Here is a 15,679-nt window from a genome sequence, read left to right as displayed (position 1 = left end):
ACTTTCTTATAAAAGAAAAATAGAACTCGCTTTTAAATATAAATTATTTCAACACAAATAATTTTATATCAATTTAAAATTTATTTTAAAAGCTCAGACAGCTATTTTTCTTTTAACGAAATTTTGCTTAATACTTATTTTAATTAAATAAAGGTTTAGATAATTAAAAATGAAACTATCATAAATAAAATTTTCTATAATTTTAAAAATATATTTTAAATAAAGTTTTTATAAAATTTTATCAATTAATCCATAATTTACAGCTTCTTCTGGTGACATAAAGTTGTCTCTTTCAGTATCTACATAGATTTCTTCTACTGATTTTCCAGTTGCTTCTGATAAAATTTTGCTTGTAATTTCCTTCATTCTTTCAATTTCTTTTGCCTGAATCTGAATGTCTGTTGCTTGACCTCTTGCTCCGCCTAGTGGCTGATGAATCATGATTCTTGAGTTTGGCAACGAGTATCTTTTACCTTTTGCTCCAGCCGCCAATAACACTGCTCCCATGCTTGCCGCCTGTCCTACACATACTGTAGAAACATCGCTTTTAATGTGACGCATTGTGTCATAAATCGCAAGCCCAGCGGTAATTACTCCTCCCGGACTGTTTATATACATAACTATATCTTTTTCATTATCCTGTGCATCTAAAAATAATAATTGAGCGACAATCGCATTTGCCATTCCATCTTCAACTTCTCCACTTACAAAAATTATTCTATCCTTTAAAAGTCTTGAATAAATATCATAGCTTCTTTCCCCACGCCCATCATTTTCAATAACTACTGGACTATATGCTGACATATTATTTCCTCCTATTTCTGTCAATTTTCTTTCATTATTTATTTTCTCTTGTTATTACAAAATTGTTTTAACATTTTACAATTTAAATATAGAGAAAAAAGAATTTCGCAATAAACTATTTTATCACAAAATTCTTCTAAAATCAAAATATTCTTTTTAGTTAACAATTTTCTCAAAATTACTATTTAACTTTTGCTTCTTTTACTAATAAATCAATTGTTTTTTGATTTACTAATCTATAGTTTGTTTCATCAATGAATCTTTCATAATTTCCATTTTTTCTTACATCAGCAATTAATGCATCTTTTTCAAGTCCATACATTGCAGCTAATGTTTCAATTTCTTTTGATACTTCTTCATCAGTTACTTTAATTCCTTCAGCTTTTGCGATTTCAGCTAGTACTAATTCTGTTTTTACTGCTTTTTCAGCATTTTCTTTTGAGCTTTCTCTCATTGCTTCCATTGTTTGTCCAGTCATTTGGAAGTATTGGTTAAGATTAATTCCTTGCATTTGCAATTGTTGTGCAAATCTGTTGATTTGATAGTCAATTTCTCTTTGAACTAATGCTTCTGGAACTTCAACTTCTGTTCCGTTTACTACAGCGTCTATAACTTTGTTCTTAAATTCATTTTCAGCTCTTGCTTCTTCTCTTTTTGTAATATTTTCTCTAGTTTTAGCTGTCATATCTTCAACAGAATCAAATCCTAATTCTTTTGCTAAATCATCGTTTAATTCAGCTTCTTCTTTTCTCTTGATTGAGTTTACTTTTACTTTGAATAAAGCTGGTTTTCCTTTTAAGCTATCAGCGTGATATTCTTCAGGGAATGTAACATTTACGTCAAATTCATCACCTTTTTTATGTCCTACGATTTGATCTTCGAAAGTGTCAATAAAACTGTGAGAACCTAATGTTAAGTCATATCCTTCAGCTTTTCCGCCATCAAATGCTTTACCATCTATAAATCCTTCAAAGTTAATATTTACAACGTCATCATTTTTAGCTTCTTCATTTTCTGCAACCTCTTTTAATTTTGCAGCATTTTCTCTTAATCTTTCGATTTCTTCGTTTACTTTTTCATCAGTAATTTCTACTTTTTCCTTTTCTACTTCCACACCTTTATATTGTCCCAATTCAAATGCAGGCAATACAGGTATTGTAAATACTACCTCAATTTTGTCATCATTAAGCTCATATTTTTCAAGTTTAATATCAGCAATTGGTTTTAATTCATTTTCTGCAACTGCTTTTCTGTATTCATCAGAAATAATGTGGTTTAATATTTCTCCTTCAATTTCTTTCTTGAATTTTTCTTCAATCACTTTTACAGGTACATGTCCTGGACGGAATCCATCAACTTTTGCATCTTTAAAATGTACTAAAACATGCTCTTTTAAGTGTTTTAACTCTTCTCCTTCCCTAACTGCTGATACTTCATAAGTAGATTCATTTAATTTTTTTACTGCCATCTTTTTAATTCCTCCTAAAATTTTTTATTATATATAATTTTTTAATTAATTTATTTTTATTTAAAATCCTTTATTTTCAATTCGATAAATAAATCTGAATGTCCAGACTTAAATATCGGAGTATAAACTATTTTAAATTTTTTCTTATAAAAATTATTTGCCTTCAATTTATGTCCTAAATTATATCCAATTACTGAAATAATACGGTTATTTTTTCTGACAAATCCTTTAAAATGTCGATTATTTATCCCAAATCTCGTTAAATTTAGAAAATTAATGTCTGAATCCATAAAGTTCGGCTCCTGATTATCTAGCCCAAAAGGCGATAGCCTATTTATTTCATGTAATTTTCTTTTGTTTAAATATTCAATGTTCAACCATGCATCAACATACAAAGTTTTTTGCACATTTTCTCTGTTTTTTCTTGCAAGTCTTTGCCGCAGATGTTTTTCAATTTCGCCTAAATATTTTTCTGAAACAAGAAATCCTGCCGCTAAGTCATGCCCTCCAAATCGCTCCAGTTTGTCTGACACACTTTTTAAAATATCAAAAATATTAATTCCTTCGATACTTCTACACGATGCCTTTCCATATCCATTTTTTATTGAAATAAGAATTACTGGAATATTGTATTTTATTGAGATTCTTGAGCAGACTACCCCAATTACGCCAGAATGCCATTTTCTACTTTTCATAAAAATATATTTTGGGCGTTCTAGACGCTGTATTTTTTCTTCCAGCTCATTATAAATCTCATTTTCCAAATAACGTCTGATTTTATTAGCTCTTTTCATTTCCTCAATAATCGAGAAAAGTTTAAAGTCATCTTCCTGAATAAAGAAATTTACAACAATTTTTGAATTATCAATTCTTCCAAGTGCATTAAAAATTGGTGCAATGAAAAATCCAATATCGCTGGTTGTTATATTTCTAGGATTTATCTTCAAATAGTTAATAATATACTTTAAACCTTTTATTTTGGTTTTTTTTAAATTATTTAGTCCTTTTTTTATGATAAATCTGTTTTCATCAGTCATTGGTACTACATCTGCAACTGTTCCAATCATTATAATATCCATATAATCATACAGTATTTTTTTATTTGCACCATATCTTTCATAAATAGCATCAGCAAGTTTAAAGGCAACTCCTGAACCTGACAAAGATTTATTTGGATAAGTTTTACTAGTCTTTGGATTTATTGTAAGAATACCCAATTCTTTTTCCTGATTCTTATCTTCCAGAACTCCAATCTGCCTATGATGATCTGTTATAATTATATCAATACCGCTATTTTTTAACATTAATATTTCTTCATGGTTATTTATTGAAACATCAACTGTTATAAATAATTTTGCATCCCGTTTTTTCAAAAAATTTAAAAGGTTTTTATTTATACCTATCCCTTCGTGAACACGATTCGGAATATAATAATCAACATTAAGTCCCAATTTTCGTATCATTATTACTAGATATGCTACTCCAGATATACCATCAACGTCATAATCTCCATAAATTACAATTTTTTCTTTATTTTTCCCAGCCTTTTTTATTCTTTCTACAACTTTTTCCATATTTTCAAATAAAAATGGATTATGAATATCTTTTTTATCTGAATTTAAAAACTTTGAAACTTTCTCCTTTGTGTCAATTCCTCGATTCAAAAGCAGCCTTGAAATTAATCTGCTTTCACCAAATTCAGAACTTTTTGATGTCAAATAATCTTCATTATAGCTTTTTAATTCCCATTTCATTACAAGATTAATCGCTTCCTTTTTTGTTTAGTTGAAGGACTGCTTCAAAATCAAACTAGTTCTATATTTTTAAAGCAGATCCATGTTTTTTATTCGATATTGTGATCATCCTTTTTTATTTCGTTCAATATCGAAGCAATTTTTACTCCATATTCAACGCTGTCATCCAAATGAATTCTCACTTCTGGAACAAATCTTATCGACAGCTGTGAACCTATTTTCTTTCTAAAAAAACCTTTTAACTTATTCAAATCTTCGGCGATTTTTTCTTTATTTACCCTATCTTTCAAATCTAGTACCGAAAATGTTAAATCAAGGTATCTTCCATCTTTTGTCAGCTCAACCTTGTGAATTGATACAAGATTTTTTATTTTGTCATTTTTTATTTCTGTTAAAAGTGTCATTCCGATAATTCTTGATATTTCCTTTTCCAGTCCTCTTTTTCTTCTATCATTCATACAATTATCACCTATCTATTCGTTATCTTGGGATTTCTTCCATAATGTACGATTCAATAATATCTCCAGCTTTAATATCATTAAAATCTTGGATACCAATTCCACATTCTTGTCCCATTACAACTTCTTTAACATCATCTTTAAATCGTTTTAACGAACCTAATTCACCATCAAAAATGATAATTCCATCACGAATTACACGAATTTTTGAATCTTTTGTAACTTTTCCATCAACAACGATTGCTCCAGCGATATTTCCAACATTTGATACTTTAAACACTTGCTTAACTTCTATTCTTCCATAGTAAACTTCTTTAAATTCAGGATCAAGCATTCCTTTCATTGCCTTCTCAATTTCTTCAGTTGCATGGTAGATTACGTTGTAGTTTCTAATTTCTACTCCAATTTTTTCAGAAATGATTCTAGCTGGTGTTGTTGGACGTACGTTAAATGCAATTATAATCGCATTTGATGCTTCTGCAAGTTTTACGTCTCCTTCTGTTACAGCTCCTGCACTTCCTTGAATTACATTAATTACAACTTTTTCAGTATTAAGTTTTTCAAGCGATTCTCTTAGTGCTTCAACAGACCCTTTTGAATCAGCTCTTATAATACATTTCAATTCTTTTAATTCTTGTTCTTCTAATTCTTGAGACAAGCTTTCCAGTGAAATGTGTTTTTTCTTGTTCTGCTCGCTTACTTTTTTCTCTCTAATAAAGTCCTCTACAATTTTTTTAGCCTGCTTATCGCTTTCTACACCGTATAAAACATCACCTGCATTTGGCACAACATTAAATCCTGTAATTTCTACTGGCTGTGAAACAATGGCTTTATTTATTTTTTTACCTCTGTCATCAAGCATTGAACGGACTCTACCATGAGCTTCCCCTGCTACGAACACATCTCCAATTTTAAGTGTCCCTTCCTGCACAAGTACATCGGCAACTGCTCCCATTTTTGGATCCAGTCTTGACTCTACTACAACTGCTTTTGGACGTTTATTTGGATTAGCTTTCAGTTCTTCAAGTTCTGCTGTAATTAATATTGTTTCAAGAAGTTCTTCTAAATTAATTTTCTGTTTTGCAGAAATTTCAACAAATTCAGTAGTTCCTCCCCATTCAGGTGACATCAGTCCGTATTCAGTCAATTCAGTTCTAACCTTCATAGGATCTGCACCTGGCTTATCAATTTTGTTAATTGCAACGATTATTGGAACTCCTGCTTCCTTAGCATGAGAAATTGCCTCTACAGTCTGAGGTTTTACCCCATCATCAGCTGCTACAATTAGAATCGAAATATCTGTAATATTCGCTCCTCTTGCCCTCATTTCAGTAAATGCCTCATGTCCTGGAGTATCAATAAATGTAATTCTCTGACCTTTCCAGTTTACTTGATAAGCTCCTATCTTTTGCGTAATTCCTCCAGCTTCATCACCCATTACATTTGTATGTCTAAGTGCATCTAATAACGATGTCTTACCGTGATCAACGTGTCCCATTATTGTAATAACAGGTGCTCTTGTTACAAGTTCAGCTTCCTTGTCTTCTTGCTCAAGATGATATTTTTCGCCATAACTAACTTCTTCAATTACTTCCTTTTCCACAATTACTTCATATTCAAGTGCCACTTCTTCAGCTTCTTCAAATGATAAAATTGCATTTGCAGTAAGAAGTTTTCCTTCCATAAAGAATTTTTTAATTATATCAGAAACATTGATTCCTAGTTTTTCAGCTAAATCTTTAATAACAATTTCTTCTCCAATTGTTATCATTCCTATGCTCTCTCCTTCAATTCTAACAATTTCATCCTTGACAACTTTTTCTTGCTTCTTGTTTTTCTTTTTCTTTTTGTCATCTTTTCTAAAGTCTGAACGAAGTTCTTTTTCTTGATGTTCTCTGTCTCTTCTATTTTTTTCGTATTTTTTCTTCTCAAATTTTCCTTTTCCTTTTCCACCAGCTTTCCCTTTTTCAGCTACTGTTGCTGAAGGAATTTCAGATGCTGGCTCCTTTTTAGCATTAGAAAAACTTCGGCTGTCTCTTCTAAAGTCATCTCTGTCCTTATTAAATCCACCTTTATCAGAAAATCCTCTATTGTCCTGTCTGTCTCTAAAGTTTCTTGTGCTACTTTGGTTATCTCTATCTCGACTTTGGAAACTTCGGTTGTCACGGCCATCTCTTGATTGAGAATTTCCATCTCTGTTAAAGTTTCTATTATCTTTTCTGAAGTTGTCTCTTCCTTCTCTTCTAAATCCATCTTTGTTTCTATCTTCTCTGTTTCGGTTATCTCGATTTTGGAAATTTCTTCCTCCATTTTCCCTATTGTCTTGATTATCTTTATTTTGGAAGCTTCGGTTATCACGGCTATCTCTTGATTGAAAATTTCCATCTCTGTTAAAGTTTCTATTATCTTTTCTGAAATTATCTCTTCCTTCTCTTCTAAATCCGTCTTTGTTTCTGTCTTCCCTATTTCGATTGTCTCGATTTTGGAAGTTTCTTCCTCCATTTTCTCTGTTCTCTCTATTTTGAAAATTCTGCTTATCTTTATTTACTTCATTCATTTTATTACTCTGACTACTCAAATTAACTTTCATCTCCATTTTCTTTTTATTTTCTTTTTTATCAAATTTATTTGACTGCTCAAATTTATGATTTTTATTATTATCTAAATCTTTTATGTTATTCAGATTATTTTTATTACTATTATCTGATTTATTTTCTGCATTTAGTTTAATATCTTTTTCCAATGGCTGTTTTGATTTCTCATAATTTTTATTAATGTTTTCTTGTTCATTAATTTTATTATGTTCAATACTATTGTTTTTTTGATTGTCTGAATGGCTATTTACTGTTTTTGCAATATTTTCATTTGATTTAATTTCTTTTTTATTCAGATTCTCCGTTTTACCGTTATTTTGATTATTTTGGACACCTTTTTGAAGTTTTTTCCTTATAAGGCTTACTTCTTCATCACTCAGTACATTCATGTGGTGTTTTTTATCTACCCCAATTTTTCTGATTTCCTCCATAAATTTTGTTGCCGTAAAACCATTTTCCTTTGCTAATTCATGCACTTTCATCCATTCATCACCTCCACTTTGCTTAATATTCCTTTGATTACTTTTTTGTCAAAAATACCGACAACATTCACATCTCTTGAAAAAAGCTCTATTAATTCAATTTTCTTTTCAACAAATACAATTTTAAAATTAAATTTTTCAGTTAATTTTTTAAACTCCTCAATATATTTTGCCCTTATATCTTTTGGAATAATAACAAGCTTTACTTTTTCACGCTTTATTCCGTTAATTGTTTCCTCCACTCCAAAAACAAAATATTCAGAATTTTTCATCGGCTTTAAAATATCAATTATATTTTTCTTTTGTTTTTTTACTTCCTCAAGCATTCGTACAAGCTGTTCTATTTCAACATTATATTTCTTGTGTTTTGACAGTCTTTCAATACATTCATTCGTTTTACAGACATAAAATCCTCTTGCCTGCACCTTCATTTCCTTATCGTAAACATATTTTCCGTCTTGCTCAGTTATCCTGAAAAAATCCATCTTTTTACCTTTTTTCCTGCAGCAAATACACATTCTTTCAGGTTTGTTACTTTCTTTTTTTTCTTTTATTAATGTATCCAAACTCTCTAATCATCTCCTTGTTTGATACTTTTTCAATACTTATCTTTTATAATTTTTACAAATTTTAGTCTTCCTCGTGAAGTCCAGCAAATGCACTTTCCTCAGCTTCATCTTCAAATGAATCATTAAAAGCCGTATCTTCTTCGTACTCTTCAAATCCATCAATTTCAGCAGGCTCTGTATGAATATCAATTTTCACACCGCACAGTCTTGCCGCAAGTCTTGAATTTTGACCTTTTTTACCAATTGCAAGTGATAATTGATTTTCTGCTACAAGCACTCTTGCAACTTTCATATTTTCTTCGCCTTCTTCAATGATTTCCACTGACAGAACTTCTGCAGGATTCAAGGCATTTTTGACAAATTCTGTTATATCCTCATTCCAAAGAACAATGTCGATTTTTTCTCCACAAAGTTCATCGATGATGTTTTGGATTCTCATCCCATTACGTCCAATACATGCACCTTTAACGTCCAGATTCTCATCATTTGAGTAAACAGCCACTTTAGAACGGCTTCCCGCTTCCCTTGCGATGTTTCTGATTTCAATAATTTCCTCATAAATTTCAGGAACTTCTAATTCAAGCAGTCCTCGAAGTAATTCTTCAGATTTTCTTGAAACAAAAGTTTTTGTAAATTTTGTAGATTCTTCCACAGCGCCGATATAAATTTTAATTCTATCTCCTTGTCTGAATACATCTACTGGCGATAATTCCTTTGCTGGTACAATTGCTTCAAGTCCATTTATATCTACATACAAATTTCCTTTTTCATCAGTCTTTCTAACATTTGCAGAAACAATTGAATTTTCAATTTCCTTAAATTTATTAAAGATATTTCTTTTTTCACACTCTCTGACTTTTTGTACAACAATCTGTTTTGCATTCTGAATAGCATTTCTCTTAAAACTTTCCGCATTAATTTCCAAATCCAGAATATCTCCCAGCTTAGAACGCTTTTTAACAGAAATTGCATCTTCCAGACTAATTTCCTCTTCGGGATTTTCTACGTTTTCTACAATCAGTCTTTGTGAATAAACCTTTACATCTCCACTATTTCTATTAATTGTTACCTTTACATTGTCCTTTTCACCATAATTTTTTTTGTATGCCGCAAGCAATGCAGTTTCTATTGTTTCCAGCAATTCTTCCTTTAAAATTCCCTTTTCTTTTTCAAGTTCATCAAGTGCTTCCAAAAATATTTTTTGATCTCGCCCTTTCATCATTCCTCCTCACTATTTAATATGCCATTTGGTAATTCATATATTAAATTTGCTTTCTTTAATTTAGAAAGTGGTATTTCCACTATTTTTTCCAATTTATCATCTAAAAGAAAAACCGTATCATTCTCAAATTTTTCCAATTTTCCTAAAAACCTCTTCGCTCCTTCAATATTGCTCTTAGCCTGAACATTAATTCTCTCTCCCGAAAATCTCACAAAATCCTTAGGCTTTCTCAATCTACGCTCAACCCCAGGTGTCGAAACCTCCAGAAAAAACTTCTCCTCAATCAAGTCATCCGCAATCCCGTCAATCTCACGACTAAAATCAATACAATCATCAAGCGTCGTAGTTCCATCCAGTTTCTCCACATATACCCTCAAATAATTATATCCACCATCTCTTACATATTCTAAATCTGCCAATTCCAGATTCATTTCTTTTAAATGTAATTCGATTTTCTTCTCAAACTCATTTAAAATTTGTTCCATAAAATTACACCTCGTATCTAAAACTAAAGAGTGGGCTAACCCACTCTCTACCTAAAATTATTTTCTATAACTATAATAACACATTTTCGCTTTTTTTTCAAGCCCCTAATTTTTTTTCAAAAGCCCCACTACATCTCTAACTTCATCCATCTTTTCAGTTGCAATATTTCTAGCCTTATTTGCACCTTCTCGCAAAATTCCATACACATAGTCCATATTATTTTCCAGTTCTTCTCTTTTTTTCTGGAATGGAGAAAAATAATCCATAAATTTATCAAACAATTCATTTTTAGCGTGTCCATATCCAAAGTTTCCTGCTCTGAATTTTTCCTTTAGTGCTTCTACTTCCATTTCTGTTGCAAAAAGAGCATATAATTTTGTGATGTTGTTATCAGGATCTTTTGGTTCTTCTAAAGGTGTTGAATCTGTTACAATGCTCATTATCTGTTTTTTCAATGCTTTTTTTGAACCAAACATATTTATTACATTTCCATAGGACTTGCTCATTTTATCACCATCTGTTCCTGGCACAGTCGCTACATTTTCAACGATTTTTTCTTTTGGCAATTTAAATACTTCCTTGCCGTAAGTTTCATTAAATTTAGTTGCAATATCACGAGTCATTTCCAAATGCTGTTTTTGATCCTTTCCAACAGGCACAATATCTGGCGAATACATTAAAATGTCAGCAGCCATAAGTATTGGATAAGTAAAAAGCCCCACATTTGGTTTGATTCCCTTCGCAACTTTGTCCTTATATGAATGAGCTCTTTCTAGTAGCCCCATTGGAGCAATATTTGACAAAATCCAAGATAATTCGGCATGTTCAGGTACATCCGACTGCAAAAACAGTGTTGATTTTTCAGGATTCAGTCCCAAAGCCAAATAGTCCAAAATTACACCAATCGTATTAGCCTTCAAATCCTCTCCTTTTGGTGAAGACGTCAAAGCGTGATAATTTGCCAAAAAATAAAAACCTTCATATTCATCCTGCAGCTCTACAAACTGCTTAATAGCTCCAAAATAATTTCCAATATGTAAAATCCCGCTGGGCTGTATTCCCGATAAGCTTCTCATAAAAACCTCCATAATTTATATTATTAAACAGATACTTATATTTTTAAAAACATATCTGTATTATATCACTAAAAAAAAGATTTGTAAAATATTGAAAAAGCCTAAAAAGCGGAATAAAATAATGTCTATTTTTTTACCTCTAAAGATTCTCTTAATAACTTATCACATTTTTCTCTTTTTTCTATCATTATTTTATAACTTTCATCCTTTTCTGCCATTAATTCTTCCAAATTAATTTTTTCCTTTATTTTAAAGACATAATTTAAAATATCAAAATTACATTCTTTCTCTAATACTGCATCATTGGAAACTGATTTTAAGACTCCATTAACTTCCTCTTTTTCATCAAGAATTTTTAACAATTCCTTAAAGTTCTCAACTTTAATTTTTTCATTCCCTTTTTCAAAAAAATCTTGTGTTTGAACAAATAATATATGTTCTTTTTCTTCTTTTTCTTCGTTAAATATTATTACTTGATTCTTTAATACATTATTAAACGGTACAGATATTACGCATTGAATTTTATCTGACTTTACTAATCCCTCTTTTTCTTCTAAAGTTAACGAATCAATAACGCTTTTCTCCACTATGCCTTTTTTATTATTTTTTATTGATTCATATATTAATTCTTTTGATGTTATTTCTTTTGTTAAAATTATTGATATTTTTTCTTTCTTTTTTAAATTAGCTATGGAAAATAAAATATCAGTAATAGTATCTATTTCATTTTTTGGTATTTCGTAATCATAAAACATGTTTTCTTCAAAAAAATTTATAGCATATAAAATTTCGTTATTTTTTATTCCAAGAATTTCTGATAACAGCTGAACTGTGTTGTCATTAGGTATTACTGCGCTGTTGATTATTTTATCAATATAATTCTTAGCTATTTTTACACATTGTCCTCTGAAAATGTCTAGTTTAAGATCTATTTCCATAGCTCCTGCATCTTCAATCAGCTCTTCCCTGTTCAAACGACTTTCTATAGCTTTATAGGTATCTTCAAATATCTTTATTTTACTTGATAGATTCTTCATATTTTTCAAATAATTTTCTTTTAAATTGTACGTAAAACCTATATTATTTAAATATTCTAAAAATAAATAATTACTATTTTTCAAAACTTCCAGTTCTTCATAAAGAACTTTACTTATTACAGTCATATATAAAAATAATGATGTTTTAAGTATATCTATTTTTTTTGATTTTTTTTCATTTTCAAGTTCTTCGCTCATAACTTTAAAAAATTTATTCTTCATCTATTATCACCTGATTGTTTTCAATAACTCTTTCTTCAATGTACTTTCTTTTTATGTTTAAATATTTCATTGTACTGTATTCTTCCTCTTCAAAACTTGTTATTATTTTAGCCATTTCGTCCTGAATTTTTCTTTCGGGTATCTTCACATTCAGGTCCACTATGTCTCCCTTGTTCACAGCCCTAACAGTCCCCATTGTTTTATATTTCTTTTCAAAATACAATAATACCAGTTCTGTTTTTAAAAGCCATTGAAGATATTTGGGATTTATTTTTTCATTTGGTCTTAAAATAAAATAAAGTGTTGATGGAAGAACTTTTTCATAATCCTTATCTACATACACTACATCTATTTTACTTCCTTTAGCTTGAAATAGCACATCATCCTTTTTTATAAAATACTTATCGGCTATTTTATTTTTTCCATTTTTATATCTGTCTGGAACTTCTGCATAGTCAAAAGTTTCTATTTTTCCGTTGCTTATCATTGTTGGATTTAGTAAAAAATATCCTGTTTCAGAATCAGCCGTTTTTACGTTTAATGGCGCTATTATATCTACATTATCTCCTAATTTCATTTCTACCTCTTCTTATTTTATTTTTTCCATATTTATTATAACACAAAAAAACACAGAATACTATGTAATTATTCTTTTATATTCCTATAAAATATGTATTTATTACAAAAACTCCTAAAGCGAATACTGCTAAAGCCACAACATATCTGATCATATAGTTAGTCTGTTTATTATCAGATGTAATTTTAAAATTTTCATTTTCATCATCTAAAGTATCTGAAATTACTGTATCCGAGTTATTCGAAAGATTGTATGCAATATTATTTTCTTCACAAAAGCCTATAAAAATATTAGTTGCTTCTTTTTCATTGCCTAATATTTTTTTGATGTTTTGAACAGGTTTAATTCCTACAGTTCCGTTTTTGTATATTTTTACATAATTTAGCTCTTTCATTACTTTACTATACTTTAAATATTTATCATATTTTTGTTTTTCTTCATTATTGTTAACCATATTTTCAATTTGACTATATAATTTGTTTTTAGCAGAAGAAATATTATTATGAAGATTTGTCAGTTTTTTCCTTTCTTTATTTATAATACTGTTATCTAAAGTTTCAAATTTTAAATTTTGAGAACTCAAAAAGCTATAAATATCTTTGCTATTCAATATTTTTAATGATTTTTCTATTATTTCAAAATCAGTCTTATTTTTAATAATGTTAAGATAATCATTGTAAATTGTTTCATCATACAATTCAAAATTAGGATTTTCCATAATTCTTTGTCTTACGACTTTCTCACTTCTCTTTGTTTCCCTTGAAATTTTTTTTATAATATCATCTGTAAAGACTTTAATGCTTCCTTCTCCCATTTTTAAAGCATTGTCTACAGGAGCGATGGCATCTTCTATTAATTCTTTTCTTATATTATTACTCCCTAACATTTCCTCTTTTATAGTGTCGTATGAATTAATGTATCTTATAAAATTTTCTTTATTATAAGCACGAACTTTCCTTCTTTCCCACTCAGATTTCTTTTCTTCTATTCTATTCTTTATAATTTCTTCATTTTCCTCAGCAATAGGATAAAAATCCAATCCCAATACTACATACCAATTATCTTTTATTTCTTTTGACACTGTATATTCTCCTTTGCATTCTTATTTATTCAAATTCAGCAAAACTACATTAAAATTAAACTGCCACATTACAATTCAAATAGTAATTTTAAATTTCTCGCAATTATTATACAATCTATGATTAACAAATAAAAATTTACTCAAATTCCATAATATCAATTTAGATATTAAAAAACTTGAGCATTTTATAAAAATAATTTTTATATTAATGTTATACCTTGAACCTTAAGTTTTATTTTCTCCAGTTCATCTTTCGACATAATCCCTTTTGTATTCATCTCAACCTTTACTTCCTTATTACTAGTTTTGTCAAGTCCCTTTACTTCAAGGATTCCCTCTTTAGTTAATTTTAAAGTTATTTCTATTGGAGATTGTTTTGGAAGAATTTTAGGCAATTCCAAATTTATATCTCCTAGTTTCAAATTTTCCTCCAATTCAAAATACTCTTCCATACTGTCATTTTCATATATTGCTATATTTACACTTTCTTGATTTTCAAGATAAGTTCCAAAAACTTTTGAAACTTCTAAAAAACCGTTATTTAAAGGCTGATTCTTTATAATCATATTATAACCAATCTGTTTACCATTTACAATAGGATTTAATGCAAAGCTTTTTGTTGTTGCCATAACAACTTCCCTTGCCTTACCTCCTAGACTCATTATTTCTGGAGAAAAACTTAATTTTTCCTTATAGTCTTTTGCATTTAACTCTTTTATATCTCCATCAATATTTACTTGCACGTCTTCTTCAGATTCAAAATCCTTTTCGGTAAGATTTTTCTGATTATTTACATAAACATTCACAGCATGAATTGCGGCTCCTTTAGCTACAGCTTCGTCAGGTTCAAGAAACTGAACTTTTTCTTTTTCAAATTTTTTCTCCAGCGTTTCCTTTATTTGAGGCATTCTTGTTGATCCCCCAACCAAAAGAACTTCATCAACTTGATATCCTTTACTTTGCGCTATTTCAAGTACAGAGTCCACTTTATTCATTGTTTCTCTAAGATATACCGATGTCATTCTCTCAAATTCTTCTCTAGTTATTGTTAATTTTTCCTGCCTTCCATCACCTTCCAGTATTCCACTTGCTTTAGTGCTTGAAGTTAATCTCTTTTTTAATTTTTCAGCCAGTTCCCTTAATCTCTGATCCAAGTATTCATCTGGTTCCACTTCATATCCAACTTTTTCACTAAACTGATTAATTAAATAAGACATTAATGTTTCATCCCAATTTTTACCGCCTAAATCATGATCTCCGTCAGAACATATAACTTCTATCTTATCAGCACTTATTCTCATAACTGTAACATCAAACGTTCCTCCACCAAGATCATACACTAGAACTGTCTTTTCATCATGTTTTCTTGTGCAGCCATAATATATTGCTGCAGCTGTCGGTTCGCTTATAATTTCTAAAACATTCAATCCAGCAATTTTACCAGCATTTTTAGTAGCTGTACGTTCTGCTGTTCCAAAATATGCAGGACAAGTTATCACAACATCTCTCACTTCGACTCCAAGCCGTTCCGAAGCATCTCTTGCAAGTTTTTTTAAAATATATGATGAAATTTCTTCCGGCATTTTAGGCTCGCCATTATAATCAAGCATGCTAGTTTTTTTCCCCATGTAAGATTTTACTAATAACACTGTTGTTTCTGGCTTTATGCTTGATTCTTCTTTTGCATCGCTTCCCACGATTACACTATTATCTTCAAAAGCTACTACAGAAGGTGTTATGTTTTCGCCTTCTAAGTTTTTAATCACTTCTGCTCTTCCTGTTTCATCTACACGAGCTATACAAGAATATGTTGTTCCTAAATCAATTCCAAATACATATTTTGACATTT

Annotated in this window: 13 protein-coding genes; all 13 read right to left on the bottom strand. The window is 29.9% G+C overall.

Annotated features, from left to right (window positions below; translation table 11 throughout):
* Positions 1–228: 228 nt before the first annotated feature.
* The 13 genes from clpP to HMPREF1552_RS09710 all read right to left on the bottom strand — a co-directional run bounded on the left by clpP (position 229) and on the right by HMPREF1552_RS09710 (position 15,677).
* Positions 229–804, bottom strand: a complete 576-nt coding sequence (gene clpP / locus HMPREF1552_RS09770; protein WP_039901587.1) for an ATP-dependent Clp endopeptidase proteolytic subunit ClpP — start codon at positions 802–804, stop codon at positions 229–231.
* A 181-nt stretch (positions 805–985) separates the two neighbouring features.
* Entirely contained in the window at positions 986–2,272 is a 1,287-nt protein-coding gene (gene tig / locus HMPREF1552_RS09765) for a trigger factor (protein WP_021745017.1), read from the bottom strand.
* A gap of 56 nt (positions 2,273–2,328) precedes the next feature.
* A complete protein-coding gene (gene recJ, locus HMPREF1552_RS09760) occupies positions 2,329–4,026 on the bottom strand; it encodes a single-stranded-DNA-specific exonuclease RecJ (RefSeq protein ID WP_021745016.1) in 1,698 nt (565 codons plus the stop codon).
* An 89-nt stretch (positions 4,027–4,115) separates the two neighbouring features.
* Positions 4,116–4,484: a 30S ribosome-binding factor RbfA gene (gene rbfA, locus HMPREF1552_RS09755; protein WP_021745015.1), complete on the bottom strand. Its 369-nt coding sequence runs from the start codon at positions 4,482–4,484 to the stop codon at positions 4,116–4,118.
* Between the two features lie 22 nt (positions 4,485–4,506).
* Entirely contained in the window at positions 4,507–7,560 is a 3,054-nt protein-coding gene (gene infB, locus HMPREF1552_RS09750) for a translation initiation factor IF-2 (RefSeq protein WP_021745014.1), read from the bottom strand.
* Complete coding sequence (locus tag HMPREF1552_RS09745) at positions 7,557–8,126, bottom strand: DUF448 domain-containing protein (RefSeq protein ID WP_021745013.1); 570 nt, start codon at positions 8,124–8,126, stop codon at positions 7,557–7,559. Before HMPREF1552_RS09745 ends, infB begins: the two co-directional genes overlap by 4 nt.
* 64 nt (positions 8,127–8,190) lie before the next feature.
* A complete protein-coding gene (nusA, locus tag HMPREF1552_RS09740; protein ID WP_039901584.1) occupies positions 8,191–9,348 on the bottom strand; it encodes a transcription termination factor NusA in 1,158 nt (385 codons plus the stop codon).
* Positions 9,348–9,836 carry a ribosome maturation factor RimP gene (gene rimP / locus HMPREF1552_RS09735; protein WP_021745011.1) on the bottom strand — a complete coding sequence of 163 codons (489 nt, stop codon included), beginning with the start codon at positions 9,834–9,836 and terminating at the stop codon, positions 9,348–9,350. Before rimP ends, nusA begins: the two co-directional genes overlap by 1 nt.
* Before the next feature lie 105 nt (positions 9,837–9,941).
* Positions 9,942–10,913, bottom strand: a complete 972-nt coding sequence (gene trpS / locus HMPREF1552_RS09730) for a tryptophan--tRNA ligase (RefSeq protein ID WP_039901582.1) — start codon at positions 10,911–10,913, stop codon at positions 9,942–9,944.
* Positions 10,914–11,038: 125 nt separating this feature from the next.
* Positions 11,039–12,172: a hypothetical protein gene (locus HMPREF1552_RS09725; RefSeq protein ID WP_021745009.1), complete on the bottom strand. Its 1,134-nt coding sequence runs from the start codon at positions 12,170–12,172 to the stop codon at positions 11,039–11,041.
* Positions 12,162–12,749, bottom strand: a complete 588-nt coding sequence (locus tag HMPREF1552_RS09720; protein WP_021745008.1) for a restriction endonuclease subunit S — start codon at positions 12,747–12,749, stop codon at positions 12,162–12,164. Before HMPREF1552_RS09720 ends, HMPREF1552_RS09725 begins: the two co-directional genes overlap by 11 nt.
* 76 nt (positions 12,750–12,825) lie before the next feature.
* Positions 12,826–13,830: a hypothetical protein gene (locus HMPREF1552_RS09715; protein ID WP_021745007.1), complete on the bottom strand. Its 1,005-nt coding sequence runs from the start codon at positions 13,828–13,830 to the stop codon at positions 12,826–12,828.
* A gap of 200 nt (positions 13,831–14,030) precedes the next feature.
* The gene (locus tag HMPREF1552_RS09710) at positions 14,031–15,677 is read right to left on the bottom strand and encodes an Hsp70 family protein (protein ID WP_039901580.1); all 1,647 of its coding nucleotides are present in this window, start codon (positions 15,675–15,677) and stop codon (positions 14,031–14,033) included.
* Between the last annotated feature and the right edge of the window lie 2 nt (positions 15,678–15,679).

The sequence above is a fragment of the Leptotrichia sp. oral taxon 879 str. F0557 genome, assembly GCF_000469385.1.
GTDB classification, from domain to species: domain Bacteria; phylum Fusobacteriota; class Fusobacteriia; order Fusobacteriales; family Leptotrichiaceae; genus Leptotrichia; species Leptotrichia mesophila.
Note: the sequence above shows the minus strand (reverse complement) of the source record. Positions and strands in the feature narration are given on the sequence as shown.